At 34.5% G+C, this 18,189-nt stretch carries 14 protein-coding genes; 2 read left to right on the forward strand and 12 right to left on the reverse strand.

All coding sequences use genetic code 11. The features are described 5' to 3' along the window. Window positions 1-361: 361 nt before the first annotated feature. A complete protein-coding gene (locus FLA105534_RS05190; RefSeq protein ID WP_173964970.1) occupies window positions 362-2,869 on the forward strand; it encodes a M14 family zinc carboxypeptidase in 2,508 nt (835 codons plus the stop codon). Between the two features lie 80 nt (window positions 2,870-2,949). Here FLA105534_RS05190 and FLA105534_RS05195 read toward each other — a convergent pair whose 3' ends face one another. The 8 genes from FLA105534_RS05195 to FLA105534_RS05230 form a co-directional block, all read right to left on the reverse strand. Next, on the reverse strand, window positions 2,950-3,354 hold the full coding sequence (locus tag FLA105534_RS05195; protein WP_173964971.1) for a hypothetical protein: 405 nt from the start codon (window positions 3,352-3,354) through the stop codon (window positions 2,950-2,952). 116 nt (window positions 3,355-3,470) lie between these two features. Beyond that, window positions 3,471-4,100: a hypothetical protein gene (locus FLA105534_RS05200; protein WP_173964972.1), complete on the reverse strand. Its 630-nt coding sequence runs from the start codon at window positions 4,098-4,100 to the stop codon at window positions 3,471-3,473. A 42-nt stretch (window positions 4,101-4,142) separates the two neighbouring features. Further along, window positions 4,143-4,574, reverse strand: a complete 432-nt coding sequence (locus FLA105534_RS05205; protein WP_173964973.1) for a GNAT family N-acetyltransferase — start codon at window positions 4,572-4,574, stop codon at window positions 4,143-4,145. A gap of 38 nt (window positions 4,575-4,612) precedes the next feature. Then, a complete protein-coding gene (locus FLA105534_RS05210) occupies window positions 4,613-5,515 on the reverse strand; it encodes a PhzF family isomerase (protein WP_173964974.1) in 903 nt (300 codons plus the stop codon). A gap of 107 nt (window positions 5,516-5,622) precedes the next feature. After that, window positions 5,623-6,276 (reverse strand): DUF2306 domain-containing protein, encoded by a 654-nt coding sequence (locus tag FLA105534_RS05215; protein WP_173964975.1) that lies wholly within the window; start codon window positions 6,274-6,276, stop codon window positions 5,623-5,625. An 80-nt stretch (window positions 6,277-6,356) separates the two neighbouring features. Beyond that, entirely contained in the window at window positions 6,357-6,746 is a 390-nt protein-coding gene (locus tag FLA105534_RS05220; RefSeq protein ID WP_173964976.1) for a DUF1801 domain-containing protein, read from the reverse strand. 87 nt (window positions 6,747-6,833) lie between these two features. Further along, entirely contained in the window at window positions 6,834-7,742 is a 909-nt protein-coding gene (locus FLA105534_RS05225; protein WP_173964977.1) for an arginase family protein, read from the reverse strand. Between the two features lie 135 nt (window positions 7,743-7,877). Next, a complete protein-coding gene (locus FLA105534_RS05230) occupies window positions 7,878-8,063 on the reverse strand; it encodes a SymE family type I addiction module toxin (RefSeq protein WP_173964978.1) in 186 nt (61 codons plus the stop codon). A gap of 95 nt (window positions 8,064-8,158) precedes the next feature. On the opposite strand from FLA105534_RS05230, the gene FLA105534_RS05235 reads away from it, so the two are divergent. Continuing rightward, window positions 8,159-8,374 (forward strand): helix-turn-helix domain-containing protein, encoded by a 216-nt coding sequence (locus FLA105534_RS05235; protein ID WP_173964979.1) that lies wholly within the window; start codon window positions 8,159-8,161, stop codon window positions 8,372-8,374. Window positions 8,375-8,622: 248 nt separating this feature from the next. Here the strand turns inward: FLA105534_RS05235 and FLA105534_RS05240 are convergent, their stop codons facing one another. The 4 genes from FLA105534_RS05240 to FLA105534_RS05255 all read right to left on the reverse strand — a co-directional run bounded on the left by FLA105534_RS05240 (window position 8,623) and on the right by FLA105534_RS05255 (window position 18,040). Beyond that, entirely contained in the window at window positions 8,623-9,114 is a 492-nt protein-coding gene (locus tag FLA105534_RS05240) for a TPM domain-containing protein (protein ID WP_173964980.1), read from the reverse strand. A gap of 149 nt (window positions 9,115-9,263) precedes the next feature. Beyond that, the gene (locus tag FLA105534_RS05245) at window positions 9,264-10,010 is read right to left on the reverse strand and encodes a DUF2314 domain-containing protein (RefSeq protein WP_173964981.1); all 747 of its coding nucleotides are present in this window, start codon (window positions 10,008-10,010) and stop codon (window positions 9,264-9,266) included. A 485-nt stretch (window positions 10,011-10,495) separates the two neighbouring features. Next, window positions 10,496-11,884 carry a dihydrolipoyl dehydrogenase gene (gene lpdA, locus FLA105534_RS05250; RefSeq protein ID WP_121329580.1) on the reverse strand — a complete coding sequence of 463 codons (1,389 nt, stop codon included), beginning with the start codon at window positions 11,882-11,884 and terminating at the stop codon, window positions 10,496-10,498. Between the two features lie 312 nt (window positions 11,885-12,196). Next, window positions 12,197-18,040, reverse strand: a complete 5,844-nt coding sequence (locus FLA105534_RS05255; protein WP_173964982.1) for a T9SS type A sorting domain-containing protein — start codon at window positions 18,038-18,040, stop codon at window positions 12,197-12,199. Window positions 18,041-18,189: the final 149 nt, after the last annotated feature.

Raw genomic sequence — 18,189 nt, forward strand, 5'->3', positions numbered from 1 at the left:
AGGTCTAAAATACAAATTAATGTCTGATGGAAGGTAATCGTTTCCTATTTTACGTATCTGGAAAAACAGGAAATTATTTTTTTAAAACATAAACTTAAGTGAAATCTGTAAAAGTCTTATTTAACATATAAGACATGGATTGTTTTGTACGGAAGAAAAAGGTGTAAAAGAAGCAAACTTCTCTCATATAATACTATGTGGTTTATTACAAGTCTGACGCTTTTTTTTGTTTTAAAATTATGTAACCAAGTGTTTAGAATAATTTTCAGCAACGATTTAAAATGATAATATTCCTGATGATTTTAGAAAAGGGATTGAGTTAATTGTTATTTTTAACCAACTATCCAAATTTTAATCACTTATGAAGAAAGTATTCTTTGTAACAGTTCTGCTGTTAACCATTTCTTTTGCTGCTTTGGCGCAATTAAAAACACCTTCAGAATTTATTCCGAATTACGGAAAACAAATTAGTTATTACCATCAGGTAGAAGATTATTTTAATTATCTGACGGAACAATCCCAATCGATCAAAAAACAGAAGTACGGAACGACCAACGAACAGCGTGATCTGAATGTTTATTATATTTCGACACCCGAAAATTTGGCCAATCTGGAACAAATCCGAAACAACAATTTGGCGGCAATTGGATTATCGGATAAAAAAAATAGCGGAGCCGAAGAAAAAATTATTGTCTGGTTGAGTTTTAATGTTCACGGAAATGAATTTGCCGGAACCGAAAGTGCCTTAACCGTGGCATACGAACTGTTGAACCCGTCAAACGAAGCTACAAAACAATGGCTCAAAAATACCATTGTTATTCTGGATCCTTGCATTAATCCCGATGGCTATTCAAGATATGGAAACTGGTTAAGAGAGATTTCAGGTAAAAAGACACATCCGGGTTTGTACGACAGAGAACATATGGAAGTCTGGCCGGGTGGAAGATACAACCACTATCTTTTTGATTTGAACCGTGATTGGGCCTGGCAAACACAAGCTGAATCGCAACAGCGTATTAAACTGTACAACCAATGGATGCCACAGGTACACACCGATGTGCATGAAATGAGTTACAATTCACCTTACTTTTTTCCTCCGGCAGCAGAACCTCTACATGAATTTATTGAGCAATATCAAAAGGATTTTTATACTGTTTTAGGTAAAAATATTTCACAGAAATTTGACAAGCAAAACTGGATGTACAATACCAGGGAGCGATTTGATTTGTTTTACCCGAGTTACGGAGATACTTATCCAACGTATAATGGTGCAGTTGGTCTAACGCTGGAACAGGGCGGAATAGGCGCGGGGCGCGAAGTAACAATGGAAAATGGTGCAAATGTTACTATAAAAGACCGCTTAACGCATCATGCAACTGCGGTCTTGACAGTGGTAGAAAGTGCCGCTTCACAAAAAGACATATTGCTCAAAGGGTTTAGAGATTTTCACATCAATGCCCGCAAAAAAGCCAAAGGGGTTTACAATACTTATGTGTTAAAAAGCAATCCTAAACTGGAGCAATTGACGGAATTACTTCAAAAAAATGATATTGAATTTAGTTACGCAGATGCTTCCGGGAGTGCTTCCGGATTTCATTATCAGACGAAGAAGAATGAAAGCTTTAAAATCGAGCCCAACGATTTAATTATTAAGGCTGATCAGCCAAGATCGGTTTTAACGCAGGTGTTGTTTGAACCGAACCAAAAATTAAATGATAGTTTGTCGTATGATATTACGGCCTGGGCTTTGCCTTTGGCGTATGGTATTGAAGGTTATGCGGTTAAAAATAGTCTTCCAATCAAAACAAAGAGTAAAGTGGAGACTGCAGATAAAAACATTCCTGAATCGGTATACGCCTTTTATGTTCCGTGGAATAACAGAACTTCTGCACAGGTGATTTCCTTACTGCATCAGGCGGGAATAAAAGTGCGATCGGCTATGAAAAAAGCAGTTTTTGGAACGGTCACTGTCGAACCGGGAGGGTTAATTATCAGTAGGGCAGATAATGCAAAAATTGCTGATTTTGAAAAAACGGTAAGTACTATTATCAAAATTAAAACCGATTTTAGCTTTATAACCACGGGATTTTCGACGAATTCAAAAGATATTGGAGGAGAGAATTTTACACTGCTTAAAGCACCAAAAATATTGATGTTGTCCGGAAAAGGAGTGGTTTCAACAGAGTTTGGCGCAACTTGGTATTATCTTGATGAAACGGTAGCTTATCCGGTAAGTATAGTAGAAACGGCTAATTTGAATCGGGTTAAATTGTACAACTACAATACTTTAATTTTGTCAGACGGTAGTTATGAATTGGGTGAAGATCAAAAAAAACAAATTGATGAATGGGTAAAAAATGGCGGAAAAGTTATTGCTATGGCCAACGCAATTTCGCTATTTCAGGACCGTGACGGTTATGCTTTGAGTTTATTTGCAAGTAAAGAAGACAAAGAGAAATCGGAAAAGGAAGAAAAAGAGATCGAACTTAAAAAGCGTTTTCTGGATTTTGAAGGTTCGGAACGAAGAGAAATTTCGGGTTCGATTCCCGGAGCAATAATCGAAAATAAGCTTGACAAAAGTTATCCAATGGCCTTCGGGTTAGGGAACACTTATTTCAGTCTTAAAAGTAACGAAAGATCATTCTCTTTATTGAAAAAAGCAATAAATGTCGCTTATATCCCAAAAGGTTATTTAAGTTACGGATTTGTGGGTAACGACATCAGGAAAAAACTGGACGAGACCGTAAGTTTTGCCGTAGACAAAAGGGGTGATGGATCGGTAATTTATATGATGGATAATCCGCTTTTCCGAGGCTTCTGGGAAAATGGAATTTTATTATTCAGCAATGCACTTTTTTTAGTTCAATAGAGCGAATTTTAATTTATAAATTCCGCTTTTCAATTTTTTTGAAGAGCGGAATTTTTTTTGGAAGATTAGCGTTTGTACTATTACTGTACGCGGATATAACCTGATCCGTAGCAGTCGTAACATTCTTCGTATAGGTATAGTTTAGGGCCCTCAAATACGAATGACATAGCAACAAATTTTTTTGAAGGCTCATTACTCACAATCATTGTTTTTTCTCCGCCAAAAATTGATTTTTCAGTTTTTATGGTAAATGCGGACTCAGTATCTAATTTTCCGTTAATATATTTTTTAAAAGTAGATCCTGAAAATTCAAGATAAATTACTTTGTTTGTTGATTCTGGCGTTTCGTATGTTCCTGCTATCCCACCGCTGGAACCAATCCAACTCCATTTACCCTCTAATGTTTTTTGTGGAGTAACTTCGGAATCAGCGCTGCTACAAGAGCTAAAGATCACTATTACAAGTATTAGAAAGTATTTTTTCATGTTGATTGGTTTAAAATTTACATTGGTTTAATTAATAGATGTAAATTTTGTTAAATGGTTGCGTTGCTGTTTTGTGTTTTGTTAAAATTTCGTTTGAAAGTATTGAAAAATCTACTTTAATTTGTTAAAACAGCAGGTGTAGGATCATTTTCTTTGATTCGTATCTTGCACTTTTTTTCAATATCATAAATGTTTTCAATTCCTGCGAGATAAATTATATCCGGAACAAATTCATCCGGTTGATTTTTTCTACTGTGTATTTTACCGGTTCTTAATTCATATTCTAAATTGCCAAAGTTGTTTTTTGTGTTGATTTTCACATTACCGGTAAACTGTTCCCAATTAGTAATAGTAGTCTCACCGTTTTGATATTGAATCATTCGTGTTTCAGTGCCTACAATGTAACCTCCTTTTTTTATCAACAGATAAATTCCGTAAATATTTACCCATAACGCTGCTAATACGAAGAAACTTATAATAAGGCCCGGTAATATCAATTCGCTATAATCTGCAAGGCTTGCGGTTACCGGATTCCCGTTTACTTCAAAATGAACTTCTTCATCTTTTAATAATGGACCAAAAAAGGCATAAACAAAAAGGCTTACAAAAGCTGCCATGCCTAAGCCCAAAGCGATAGTGCCAAATGCTTTTTTGAGAGGGTATTTTCTTTTTGCTTTAACTAAAAAATCGACTTTTTCATTTTCAATTATTTTTTTAAGGTCTATTGGTAATTCGGTGTTATTCATTTTTTTTTGATAGGTTTTAATTTGGTATTGGCACTTTAGTTATTAATTTATATTTTCATTCAATTCAAACAAAATATAGCCTCCATGTTCTGATTGGCCTCTTTCGGTAGCAAAAAAGCCTTTTTTGAGATAGAAAGCCACGGCTTTGGAGTTGTTTTCTAAACATTTTAAAGTGATGGGTAGTTTTGTTTTTTTGATTGCCGCCTTCAATAATTCGGTCCCTATGCCTTTACTCTGATATTGTTCGTCGACATACAAATGGTGAATAAAGTAATCCTTCATCCAAATCGAAATAAATCCGACAGGAATTTCATTATGCCTTGCTACTAAAATCAGTTCTCCTTTAGTATCCCGATCAAAATCCTTTAATTGAAATTCAGAAGGATCAAACCACGAAAAAGTACGCTGTCTTTCGTTTAAGAATAAAGTTCTTAAAGCTTCATAGTCGTTTTTTCGAAGCGCTGTTATTTCCATTTTAATTTTTTGAGCAGATTAAGAAGTTGAAAGGAGTACTAAATTTCTATTTCGGTTTTAAAAACAACAACAGCATCACCCTTTATCTGGATTAATTTTGGACTCTTATCTTCAATTGCAACTTTAACCTGTATTTCTCCAAGACGATCTATTTTTTCACCTTGTCTTCCGTTAAACTGAAATTCATTACCAGTAAAAGCAACAAGTTTGTTTTGAATTAAATAACCGCCTAAAGGTCCGTTTGCGTTTCCGGTGACAGGATCTTCATTTATGCCAATTCCCGGAGCGAACATTCGGCCATAGGTCAGAACATCTTTATCATCAGAATCAAATGTAAAGACAAAATAACCGTTGCAGTTAATCTCTTCGCTTAAGTTTGCCAGAGCAGTATAATTTGGAGTTAAAGTATTTAGTTTAGTCCTGCTTTTAATTCCAATCATTACTTTAGAATGGCCTGTTGAAGCAATTTGAATCGGACATTTTTCATCTACTTCTCCTTTTTCCACTCCTAAAGCCATTAACATTTTTTGCGTGATGGTTTCATTAAAGGGTTCACTAAGTTCAAAACTTCCTTGTGTCATTACAATCTGGTAATCGTCATTTTTTCGGATGATTTCAAATGGGAGAATACCAATTTTGGTTTTGTATTTTAAAATACAGGAATCTAATTTCTCTTCGATTGCTTTCGCATACATGGCCGCAATTGTGGCGTGCCCACAGATGGGAACTTCAGTATTTGGTGTAAAGTAGCGTATAATTCCATCACAGTCAGGACCATCAGGGGAGAAAAGAAATGCGGTTTCAGAGTTTTTTAGTTCCCTGGCAATTTGCTGCATTTCATAATCACTCATTCCATCTGCATTTATCACAACTCCTGCTGGGTTTCCTTTGAATTTTTCTTTTGTAAAGGAATCAATTTGATATATTATTCGTTTTTTCATTTTAGTCTAAGGAGTAAATCGTCTTTGTTCTATCTTCTTTGTTCTATCATCTTTGTTCTATCATCTTTGTTCTATCATCTTTGCTCTTTGCTCTTTCTTCAATAATTCTATTCTATTCTTACTGCTGTTTGTTTTTTATCGACTCTTCTCATCCAGTAAACAATATAAAATGCTCCTATTGTTCCGGGGATAAACCAACCATAAAAACTGGGAAAAAATTCATTTACAACAACAAAAGCTGTTGTAGCAGAGATATAACCGCCAAGCATTTTTCCTAAATGCAATTTTAGCCACACACTTTTAAGCCTGGTTTTGTTTTTAAACAGTATTAAATCTCTGCTTGAAAAAATCAGTCCAACAAGACCAAAAGCAGTTAAAACAATATTGATGGTCTGATGCACTATCGGATTGTAAAGGATCATTATAAGTCCTGTAATCATCATAATTCCTGAAATGATTTTATCATTTTTCAGGTTGACATCACTTTTTTTAAAGCGCAAAGCCCTGTAGCCTGTTAGTACAAAATAGGAACTGAAGATTCCGATTGAAAATAAAAACGGACTTTGATGTTGGGGCAGGACCGAAATGATCAAAGCACTTATGGCCGATAAAAGCATGGTGTAATAAAAGAGTTTTCCGAGTTTTTTGTGCGTTTTTTTTCCTTTTTGGGAGAGTAACGAGATGAATCCCGAAACAAGCGCAATAGCGCCAAACAGGGCATGAAAGTAAATTAGTATTTGTATTATTTTTTGGCTCTCCATCTCATTCGGCTAGTTTTAGTTTGGTTTCAGATATAAAAGGAAAATTCCAATATCTTTTTTGTCTTCGGCTCATCGCTAGTTTATTTTAACCACTCTAAAACGCCCTTTCGTTTGACAATGTTTTTATAGTCCCACTGAATTTCTCGTGCTTTTTTAAGCCAGCGTTTTAAGTCGGATGGGTTAATTTGGTCAAGTGAGGTATAGCGAAATTCTGCTGCTTTAAAAGAACCTTCGTTGATAAGCTCTTTTTCTTCAAAAGACTGGCCGCTCCAGAACAATAGTCGAACGTTGTTCTTTAGCTTGCTGTAACCTACAATAGGGTTTCCTTCTAAAAACCAGACGGGATGCGCGTGCCAGATTTTATTCTCGGCCTCCGGCAGATTTTCGTCGATTAGTACCGCCAGTTGGTGGCAGATTTCCTGATCGGAACTGCTTTGTAAATTATTGTAATCCTGTATCGCTGTATTCATGATGCAATTGTTTTGGCTGTGTTTTTTGCTTCAATGGTAGTAGCTAAAATACGGTTTTTAGTTTGACAAAATCAGGACAAAAAGTTTTTATACCTCCAGATTGATATGTGTTTTAAAAGTAGTGGTAAATTGCTGTACAAACTCTTTAGTGTATTGTCCGCTAACGTCGAGATCAGGGTCTAAAATGGTAATTTCAAGTCCGGTTAATTGATTGCTTTGAAAAAGGAGAGAAGTTAGCTCGTTGAACTCTTCATAACTAAGTCCATCCGGTGTTCGGCTGTCTACGCAGGGCATTACAGTATCGTTTAGAACATCCAGATCAATATGCAACCAAAAACCATCTAAATCCTTATTTTTTACTTCTGAAAGAAAAGATTGTACACTCTTTAAAATACCTTGTTTTCGTAAGCTTGCAAGACTAATATAAGTCGCAGAAGAATTGCGGATTTCATTTTCATACGCATCATCATATTCGCGGTTGCCCACACACCAGAGATTTTCTTCGTTGATATAAGGACGCAGATTTAGAATGTTGGTTAGTTTTTCAGTTCCGTTTCCGGTAACTATTGAGGCAGCCATTCCGCCAACACCGCCGGTTTCGGATAACGAAATATCCATAAAATCGGTATGTCCATCCAGATAAAACAGTCCGTAATTTCCCTTTTGCTTTAAAGCCATAGCTGCTCCCAAAAGAATACTACAGTCTCCGCCAAGGATAAATGGAAATTTGTTTTGAGAAAGTAAGTTGTTTATTAAATAGGCCTGTTCTCTGGCATAATCCACCAGTGAATTGCTGTTGAGAAGCTGATTTTCAGGATCACGGCTATTTGAATATTTTGGAGGATCGAGCCTTATGATGTTTTTAGGAAGAATGATTTTATGTAAATTATGTTTCCATAACCAATCTGGCAGTTTTTTTACGCCTGGTTCTTTTCCGGGTTGAGGTTCTTTTAAACCCAAATTCGATGGAAATTCAACAATGCATATTTCTTTCATAACCTTTTTATTTAGTGATAAAGTTATGAAAAATAATCGCGTGTAAAAGTTTGAAAGTGCCAAGTTTGTACCATCTTTTTTTGGAGGAAAATATTGCTTTGAAATGTATCTGATTAGAGAGTTTTATTCGCAAAATCATCCCTTGTGAACAGTAATTATCAATTTGTTTTTCCTTTGTTCTACATTTACCATCAGTCCTGCCATGAAGCCAAGACGACCAAGCCATTTGCCTTCAAGTATTATTTGTGGAATTGTTATAGTTTTTCTGTAAGCCCGTGCTTGATGCTTTCTATGAATTTTCAGTCGTCTTAAATTTTTCATTTGTCATGTAATTGTATGACAAATATAAATTATTTTTTCGGTCTGTCAATCTTTAGTATGACAATTTTGTAAGCAAATTGTATGACATTTGATTAATGACACGAGATATATTAAAAAAGAAAATTGGTCAAAGGATTGTTGAACTTCGAGAAAAAAGAGGTTGGAGCCAATCTGACTTGGCAAGGGCTTGTAGTAAAGACCGCCAAGCTATTGAAAAACTTGAAAACGGAAAAGTTAATCCGACGATTTACACTTTGCTTGAAATTGCAAATGTTTTAGGAATTTCTTTGTCAAAGTTACTTGACTTTTAATTATTGCTTTTGATAAAACATACGCTACCATAATTTTTCGTTATTAGGTGTTGCAAATGATTTGTGTCATTCCGACCGGAGGGAGGAATCACATCCTAAATTCGACAAAGATTGGAGATTCTAGCAACGGAGTTTCTAGTGCGATTTCTCCCTCCGGTCGAAATGACAAAAAAATCCAACCTATTTTCACAAGTCGGATTTACTATTTTTTTCTGATGAAAGCAGTAATTCAATAAAGAGCACTTTTTTTACTCCAGTTTTTTAATAAGCTGAATCGAACCTTCCTGTAAGGCTTTATAATAATCGCCTTTTTTTAGTTCGGGTAATACATAAGCTGATACGATGTCTTTAATTTCCTGATCACTCATTTTTGGACGCAGTTTATTAACGCCCTGAATCTGAATTTGTCTCAATTGTTTGCTTAAAACGATTAAAATAGAAGAGTCAATTTTTAATGTGGAAACCAGATATTTTTCAAAATCTGAAGAATAATCGGTAAGATTGGTGTATGGAGCTATTGAGGAGAGGGTTACAATAGTAATTTTAGTTTTGGTTTTAGTTTCACCGGCTTTCAAAAAGTCGCTCAGATTTTTGGTTTGGCTTGAAGTAAGGATTTTTTCAAAATCATTTACATAATTAGTAGATTTTGCAAAAATATCAGGCGTTTCGGTTTTAGTTTGCGCAATAACCATTGCAGGTAAAAGAAGAGCGAATGTTACTATGAGCAATATTTTTTTCATGGCAGATTTGTTTTGGGTGCCGCAAAATTAGTGCTTTATTATTAAAAAAAGGTCTCTTAATGGTTACTATAAATTAATATTTATTTTCATATAAATTTCAAAAAAAAAGTCCAATTTGCTGAGACAAATCGGACTTTAGATACTGAAAACTACAACAAAGGAATTAAATGTTCCCAGTTCAGTTGTTTTGCAAAGTCAAGGGCGGTCTTGCCATTGTTGGTCTTAACTTTGGTGTCTGCTCCTGATTCCAGTAAAACTTCAACAGAGGTTTTATTTCCTGCAATGGTCTCGCGATGTAAAAAAGTATAACCAAGTTCATCTGTCGCGCTAAGTTCTTCGGGATTATTTTTGACAAAATCAATAAGGCTTTCTTTCATGTTTTTGCTCATTGGGTGTTCTATGAGGTTTTCCGGTTTTTCTTTTTGATCTGAAACAACCAGAATGTCATTGTAATCTCCAAATTCTAACCCCCAGGCTTCGTCGTGATCTTCTCTTTCCTCTTCATTCATTTCTGAACGCATGGCCTGTATCGTAAAGGCTCCGTAGGTTTTTCCCTGACTGGCAAATAACCAATCGCTTATTTGATTGACGGGTATTTGTACTTCGTCGCCGTTATTGACATTGGTTAATTCGTCCGGTTGATTTACTAAAATACCATAAATGGTATCGCCGTCAAAATTGATATCGTTAATCCACATGTGTTCGACTACAGTTTCACCATCAATTTCCTGAGTAAAGGCAAGTTTTACGCAAGCAACGTCAAGTCCCGGAACAATTCGGCGGTATTCCCACGATAATTCTCTCCAGAAGTATTTAAAGGTTTGTTGTGCTTTTTTATAGGCTTCGATCATTTTTGGATTTTCTCCGTCGGCAAAGAATATAGGTGTGTTTTCCATTAGTTATTATTTTAATTAAGGCTGTAAATGTATTTTAACTCCAAGATAAAATATTTCTGATAAATGGTTTAAAATTTAACAAAAAAATCGACCTGTTGTTGTGAATTGAACTTTTGACACAAAGCAATGTTATTTAATTGTGCCTTTACTTTTTTGCTTTTTCATCAGTAATAATAAGTCTGTTTTTGCATTACAATTTCATCTTTATTAGAACCAAGTTTTTTAAGCCATTTGCTATGATAAAAAGGCAATCCGAATATCAAAAATACCTACACGTTTTTGAAAACCTTGCAGGATAACTTGTTTATACTGAAAACAATTTAGCGTGAAGGATGGAAGTGGCATCCTTTTATGGCGGGGTTCGCCATAAAAGATACAGCGGACAGCCTGACCCGGAGGGACACGTCATAAAAAAATCCGACTTGCTTTCACAAATCGGATTCTTTTAAATTGAAAATTATATGTAACCGTAAAACGGTATGTTTTTACAAGTGAATTACTTCGCCGTAAGCATCAGCAACAGCTTCCATAACAGCCTCGCTCATTGTTGGGTGAGGGTGGATAGATTTTAGGATTTCATGACCTGTAGTTTCAAGTTTACGAGCTACAACTGCTTCAGCAATCATATCGGTAACACCTGCACCAATCATGTGGCATCCTAACCATTCTCCGTATTTAGCATCGAAGATTACTTTTACGAATCCGTCTGGAGTTCCGGCAGCTTTAGCTTTTCCTGAAGCTGAGAATGGGAATTTACCAATTTTTAATTCGTATCCTTTTTCTTTAGCTTGTTTTTCAGTTAAACCTACAGAAGCGATTTCTGGAGTCGCGTAAGTACAACCAGGAACGTTTCCGTAATCGATTGGATCTACGTGTAAACCAGCAATTTTTTCTACACAGTTAATTCCTTCAGCCGAAGCTACGTGAGCCAAAGCTTGTCCTGGAGTAACGTCTCCAATTGCATAATATCCAGGAATATTAGTTGCGTTGTAAGCGTTTACTAAGATTTTATCTCTGTCAACAGCGATTCCAACTTCTTCTAAACCGATGTTTTCAATGTTAGTTTTAATTCCAACTGCCGAAAGTACGATGTCAGCTTCAAGAACTTCTTCACCTTTTGCAGTTTTAACAAATGCTTTAACTCCTGCACCAGTTGTGTCAATACGCTCAACAGATGAGTTAGTCATGATTTTAATTCCGGCTTTTTTCAAAGAACGCTCAAATTGTTTTGAGATATCTTCGTCTTCTACAGGAACAACATTTGGCATAAATTCTACAATAGTAACTTCTGTTCCCATTGAGTTGTAGAAATGAGCAAATTCTACTCCAATTGCTCCAGAACCTACGATAATCATAGATTTTGGTTGTGTTGGTAACGTCATTGCCTGGCGGTAACCAATTACTTTTACTCCATCCTGAGGTAAGTTTGGTAACTCACGAGAGCGAGCTCCAGTCGCGATGATGATGTGATCAGCGCTATATTCAGTAACTTTATTGTCTTTGTCTGTAACGTCAAGTTTTTTCCCTGGTTTTAGTTTTCCAAAACCTTCAATAACGTCAATTTTGTTTTTTTTCATCAGGAATTGAACTCCTTTGCTCATTCCTTCAGCAACACCACGGCTACGTTGTACTACTGCCGGGAAATCTTTGTCGAACTCAGAAACTTTCAATCCGTAGTCAGAAGCATGTTTTAGATAATCAAAAACCTGAGCTGATTTTAATAATGCTTTTGTTGGGATACATCCCCAGTTCAAACATACACCACCTAAGTTTTCCTTTTCAACTACAGCTACTTTAAAGCCTAATTGCGAAGCTCTAATAGCTGTTACATATCCACCGGGACCACTTCCTAAAACAATAACGTCGTATTTCATTTTTTTGGTTTTTAGTATTTACTATCGAAAATGAAGTTTAATTCCGAAACTCATTTATCGATTCATTCTTTTGTTATTTGTGCTTGCGAATTTAAGGAATTATTTTAAAAAATACTTTAAAATTTCTTTTCACCCTTGCCGAATTTGATCTTTTCACACAGATATTGAGAAAAGTTATAGAAAAGAATAAAGTTTAATTGGTATTTTATTTTTTTTTAATAACAAAGTAGAGAAAGATGGATCATAAATTTGTAACAAAAAAAAACACATTTTATTTTTTAAAATGTGTTTTTTAGTGAAATAAGAGAATACTTATTTAATGATGATTTTTTTAACGGTGTGTGCTTCAGGGTTTTCGATAAAGATGTAGTAAATTCCTTGGGCTATTCCTTTTAAATCAATGTAATTTTCCTGAGTATCTCCTTTTAAGGATACTACTTTTACAAGTTTACCCAAACTGTCATAGATCGTTGCTTTTGTCAATGAAACGTTCGTAATGTATAACTCGCCCTGAGATGGATTTGGATAAATACTGATGTTGTTAAAAATTTGCTCATTTGTTTCTAAAGTACGGCAAGTTGTCGAATATTTTGCGATTTCATCTTTTGCATCTGCCCAGGTAGCAGTTGAGAAAGAAGGATTGTCGACTTTTATACAAGTTAATTGAGCATTGTTTTTTAAATTTAAGTTGACTAAAATACCGTTGTTTCCACTTTGTAAATTCAAATCGGTTAGAAGGTTATTAGAACAGTTTACTTCTATTAGATTAGTGTTTTTTGATAAATCAAGACTTGACAGCTGATTGTTCGAACAGTTAAAATTTGTTAGCAAAGTATTGTTCGATACATCTAAAGTTGTTAGCCTGCTAGAGGTTGAAGTCGATTTTTTGAGAATAATTTGTATTCCATTACAATAAAATTCTTTTAATAATTTATTTTTAGAAACATTAACACTAGTCAGCGGATTGTTTGAGACGTCCAGATAGTTTAACTGAGTGTTATTTGACATGTCAACTGAAGTAATTAAATTTCCTTTACAGATAAATTTCTCTAAAGCAGTGAAGTTTTCAATTCCTTTTAAATCTGAGATGTTTGAATTTGAAATGTCTAAAACTTTAATATTAGCAATACTGGAGGTGGCAACTTTTCCATTTTTTCCGTCAGTATCAATACCAGCAGCAATTAGAAAATCTTCAAAACTAGAATCTGTTATCAAGGTACTATTGTTGCAATCTTCGCTAAATTTTGCCTTTGGATCTTTTCTTGTTGACCATTTCTGATCTGAATAATAAGCATCATCAACCTGAATACAAGTTAAATCAGGGTTGTTTCTAAAATCTATTCTATATAAAATAAAATTAGGATCAGAGCTTGGAAATGGTTCAAGCATATAATTATTACCATTTTTTAGGTTTAGACTTACCAGTTTGTTGGATTCACATTCAAGCGACCTTAAATCTTTGTTATTAGAAACATCCAGGTTAGTGAGCAGGTTGTTAGCACAATCGAATGTGCCAAGCTTAGTATTTGCAGAGACATCTAAGGTGGTTAATTTATTCTTGTCACAGTATAAAAATTGCAAATCTATATTTTTTGAAACATTAAGAGTGGTGATTAAATTCGTGCCACAATCAAAAGAGCTTAATAGAGTATTGTTTGAAATGTCTATACTTGCTATCTTATTTTGGTAGACTAACAATCTTGTCAATGCAGTATTTTTGGAAACGTCTATTGATGTTAATTGATTTGTATTGCATATTAGCGATTTCAAAGCAGTATTATTTGAAACATCTAACGAAGAGTACAGGTTGTTTCCAGCCCACAGTTCAGTTAATTTTGTATTCGAACGGATGTTTAAGTCTGAAATTTGATTTGAGGTGCAATCTAAAGACTCTAACAGGATATTTTGCGATACATCTAAACTTGAAATCTGGTTGTATCCAAGAGTTAGTTTAGTTAAGGCTTTATTATTTGTAACATCTAAGCTTGTTAACTTATTGGACCCACATTGTAGAGAGGTTAAGTTTGTATTTGAGCTTACATCTAAAGTGCTCAGTTTATTGTAATAACAATTTAAATCAATTAAAGCCGTATTTTTTGATACATCTAATGTTGTTATAAGATAATTATTGCTACAGTCCAATGTAGTTAAATGGATATTTTTTGTAACATCCAGAGCTTTTAAAGTATAATTTGCTTGACATTTTAATGATGTCAAAGAGGTAAAGTCTTCTAGACCGGTCAAATCTGTTATATTGCTTAGGGAGACATCTAAAGACGTTACGGTTTTAACATTAGAGGTTAATACTCTTCCGTCTGGAGTTCCTGAATCAATTCCCAGCTGAATCAGTTTCTTTTCGAAATTGCTGTCAGGAATAAGCGTGTATAGAACAGTCTGACATTCATTGGAGTAATTGGCAGAAGCATCTTTAGCAGCAGACCAGTTTGCAGTAGAATTTGCGGCATTATCAACCTGAATACAAGTTAAATAGGGGTTTTCTTTAAAGTCTATGCTTTGCGCTGCAATCAATTGGTTTTTGCCGTTTTTTAGATTTAAGCTTGTTAAAGTCGAATTGTTACAAAATAATCCAACCATTACCGGATTCGATGAAATATCCAGTGCCGTAAGTTTTGTATAATGAGCGCTTAGGTAACGTAAAGTTGGAATTTTGGAAATATCAAGCTGTGTAATGTGATTATTGCTGATGTTAAGATTATCCAGTTTTGTGTTTTTAGAAACATTAATTGCGGTCAATTTATTAACGTTACAACTTAAAGAAATTAGCAATGGATTATTGGTAACATCCAGATTTGTAATTTTGTTGAATGAGACATCGAGAACAGTCAGTTTTGTGTTTTTAGAAACATCAATCGTGGTCAATTTTCCATTTCCGCCTGTATCCATGTGCCCAAAATTCCCATGACAAATTAACCATTGTAGTGCTGTGAAATCTTGTATTCCGGTTAGATCGGTAATGGTTGCATTGGTTCCTAGATCTAATTTTGTCACCGAAGAAACGTTTGAAGTAGGTACTTTTCCGTCCGGAACTCCTGAATCAATTCCAAGAGAAATAAGAGCATTCTCGAAATTGCTGTCAGGAATAAGGGTGTATGGACCAGTCTGACATTCATTTGAGTAATTGGCAGAAGCATCTTTAGCAGCAGACCAGTTTGCGTTAGAATTTACGGCATTATCAACCTGAATACAAGTTAAATTAGGATTTGCCTTAAAGTTTATGCTTTGCGCTGCAATCAATTGGTTTTTGCCATTTTTTAGATTTAAACTTGTTAAAGTCGAATTGTTACAAAATAGCCCAACCATTACCGGATTAGAGGAAATATCCAGTGAGGTAAGTTTTGTGTAATCAGCGCTTAGGTAACGTAAAGTTGGAATTTTTGAAATATCAAGCTTTGTAATATAATTATTGTTGATATCAAGATTATCCAGTTTTATATTTTGAGAAACGTCAATTTTTGTTAGTTTATTTACGCTGCATTTTAGTGAAATCAGTAAGGGATTCTTGGACACATCTAAAGCTGTAATTTTATTGTATGAGATATCAAGAGCAATTAGTTTTGTGTTTTTAGTAACGTCAATAGTAGTCAGTTTTCCATTTCCGCCTGTGTCCATGTGCCCAAAATTTCCATGACAAATTAATCGTTGAAGCGCTGTAAAATCTTGAATTCCGGTTAGATCAGTAATGGTTGCATTGGTTCCTAAATCTAATTTTGTCACCGAAGAAACGTTTGAAGTCAGTACTTTTCCGTCCGGAACACCTGAATCAATTCCTAAGGAAATAAGAGCACTTTCGAAATTACTGTCAGGAATAAGGGTGTATGGACCTGTCTGGCATTGGTTCGAGTAATTGGCAGAAGCATCTTTGGCAGCAGACCAGTTTGCAGTAGAAAATGTTGCATCATCAACCTGTATACAAGTTAAATTTGGATTTCCCGTAAAGGTTATACTCTGCGGTACAATTAATTGGTTTTTACCATTTCTTAGATTTAAACTTGTCAAATCCGAACTTCTACAAAATAATCCAACCAGTGCCGGATTAGAGGAAAGATCTAATGTGGTAAGTTTAGTAGATTCGGCAGTCAGGAAACGTAAAGTTGGAATTTTTGAGACATCAAGCGCTGTAATTTGATTACTGCCTACATCAAGATCATCCAGTTTTGTGTTTTGAGAAACATCAATTGCTGTTAATTTATTTACACTACATCTTAAGGAACGCAGTAATGGGTTATGCGTTACATCTAAATTGGTAAGTTGATTAAAAGAGCATTCAAGAATCGTTAGATTTGTATTCTTGGATACATCAAGTGTTTTTAGTTTTCCGTTTCCGCCATCACCTGCGCGACCAGTATTTCCTTGGCAAACTAGCCACTCAAGTGCTTTGAAATCTTGTATTCCGGTCAGATCTGTAATGGTTGTATTAGTTCCTAAATCTAATTTCGTGACAGAAGAAACTTTTGAAGTCAGAATTTTTCCATCCGGAACTCCTGCATCGATTCCTAAAGTTATAAGTGCATTTTCGAAATTGCTGTCGGGAAGCAATGTAAATGAATCATTTAGACATTCGGTTGAATAATTTGTAGCGGCATCTTTGGCAGCAGACCACTTTGCAGTAGCATTTACGGCATTGTCGACCTGAATGCATTTTAAATTTGGGTTTCCCTTGAAGTTTATGTCTTGTGCTGAAATTAATTGGTTATTTCCATTTTTTAAATTTAAACTTCTTAAATCCGAAGTGTTACAAAATAATCCAACCATATTCGGATTAGATGAAATATCCAGATAGGTAAGTTTTGTGTCATCGGCACTTAGGTAGCGTAAAGTTGGGATTTTTGAAAGATCAAGTTGTATAATTTGATTACTGCTTATGTCAATATTATTCAGTTTTACATTTTTGGAAACGTCAATTTTTGTTAGTTTATTGACGTTGCAATTTAACGAAACCAGTAAAGGATTATTGGTGACATCTAAATTTATAAGCTGGTTATAGGAGCAATCAAGAGTTGTCAGGTTTACGTTTTTAGAAATATCAATAATTTTTAATTTTCCGTTCCCACCGTTGATTACCTCACCTGTATTTCCATGACAAATTAGAGTTTGAAGTGCTGTAAAGTCCTGTATCCCGGTTAAATCTTCAATAGTTGTATTAACTCCTAAATCTAATGTTGTTACTGAAGAAATGTTTGAAGTTAGTGCTTTTCTGTCAGGGGTTCCCGAATCAATTCCTAAAGCAATAAGAGTGTTTTCAAAATTACTATCAGGTATGAAAGTATAAAGAGGACAGTCGACAGAGTAACTTGCTGTAAGATCTTTTACATCTTGCCAGTTTGTATTAGAAAATAAAGTGTTGTCGACTTGTATGCATGCTAATTGAGGGTTGCGTAGAAAATTTAAATTATTAGTATTTAAGAGTTGATTATTGCCATTCTTTAGGTTTAGATTTATAAGCTCATTTGAACTCAAATTAACGTTTCGGAGTTTGTTTTGTCTAGTAACATCTAAAGAAGTTATTCGATTGTTTTCGCAATATAAATCGACTAAGAGTGTGTTTTTAGAAAGATCAAGACTTTTGAGTCTATTATTGCTGCAAACAAGATTAACAAGAACGTTATTGTTGGTAAGGTTTAAAGTATTTAGTAAGTTATCTGAACAATAAAGCCCCTGAAGATTAAAATTTTTAGTAATATTTAAAGACGGCAGCTTGTTTTTAGAACAATATAATTGAGTTAAATATTCGTTTTGAGATATATCCAAATAATTTATTAAATTGGATTGACAGTCCAAATTTCTCAAAAGGGGATTTTGTTTAAAATCTAAACTTTGTATTTTATTGGAATGACAAATCAAAGTAGAAAGTTTACGACTTAGAGAAAGGTCTAATCCGGTCAATTCGTTGTAGGAACAATTCAAAATCTCAAGATTAATAAAAGCATGAATTCCTTTAAGACTTTTTATGGAACTGGAACTCACATCTAAAGAGGTAACAGATGAAATGTTTGAAGTTAGTACTTTTCCATCGAGAACGGTATCTAATCCAAGAGAGATTAGTTTTTGTTCGAAATTTTGGTCAGGGATTAAAGTGTTTTGTGCAAAAGCAGATAAACTAAGTAAGCACAGTAAGATAAGTAGTTTTTTCTTCATAAAATTATCTTTGAATTTGGTATGCAAGTTTACAATTAATAAAAGTATTAATCCTATTATTCTGCCTTTTTTGATTCTGATTTTTAATGTCTTGGTATGAAATTGTTTTAAGTGCTTAAAAATGAGTAATTTGTTTGTTGGCGGTGGTG

The sequence above is a fragment of the Flavobacterium collinsii genome (genome assembly GCF_902804485.1).
In the GTDB taxonomy this organism is placed as follows: Bacteria; Bacteroidota; Bacteroidia; order Flavobacteriales; family Flavobacteriaceae; genus Flavobacterium; species Flavobacterium collinsii.

Coding starts and splice junctions, on each gene's coding strand:
- FLA105534_RS05190 (WP_173964970.1), top strand. CDS start 362: ATGAAGAAAGTATTCTTTGTAACAGTTCTGCTGTTAACCATTTCTTTT.
- FLA105534_RS05195 (WP_173964971.1), bottom strand. CDS start 3,354: ATGAAAAAATACTTTCTAATACTTGTAATAGTGATCTTTAGCTCTTGT.
- FLA105534_RS05200 (WP_173964972.1), bottom strand. CDS start 4,100: ATGAATAACACCGAATTACCAATAGACCTTAAAAAAATAATTGAAAAT.
- FLA105534_RS05205 (WP_173964973.1), bottom strand. CDS start 4,574: ATGGAAATAACAGCGCTTCGAAAAAACGACTATGAAGCTTTAAGAACT.
- FLA105534_RS05210 (WP_173964974.1), bottom strand. CDS start 5,515: ATGAAAAAACGAATAATATATCAAATTGATTCCTTTACAAAAGAAAAA.
- FLA105534_RS05215 (WP_173964975.1), bottom strand. CDS start 6,276: ATGGAGAGCCAAAAAATAATACAAATACTAATTTACTTTCATGCCCTG.
- FLA105534_RS05220 (WP_173964976.1), bottom strand. CDS start 6,746: ATGAATACAGCGATACAGGATTACAATAATTTACAAAGCAGTTCCGAT.
- FLA105534_RS05225 (WP_173964977.1), bottom strand. CDS start 7,742: ATGAAAGAAATATGCATTGTTGAATTTCCATCGAATTTGGGTTTAAAA.
- FLA105534_RS05230 (WP_173964978.1), bottom strand. CDS start 8,063: ATGAAAAATTTAAGACGACTGAAAATTCATAGAAAGCATCAAGCACGG.
- FLA105534_RS05235 (WP_173964979.1), top strand. CDS start 8,159: ATGACACGAGATATATTAAAAAAGAAAATTGGTCAAAGGATTGTTGAA.
- FLA105534_RS05240 (WP_173964980.1), bottom strand. CDS start 9,114: ATGAAAAAAATATTGCTCATAGTAACATTCGCTCTTCTTTTACCTGCA.
- FLA105534_RS05245 (WP_173964981.1), bottom strand. CDS start 10,010: ATGGAAAACACACCTATATTCTTTGCCGACGGAGAAAATCCAAAAATG.
- lpdA (WP_121329580.1), bottom strand. CDS start 11,884: ATGAAATACGACGTTATTGTTTTAGGAAGTGGTCCCGGTGGATATGTA.
- FLA105534_RS05255 (WP_173964982.1), bottom strand. CDS start 18,040: ATGAAGAAAAAACTACTTATCTTACTGTGCTTACTTAGTTTATCTGCT.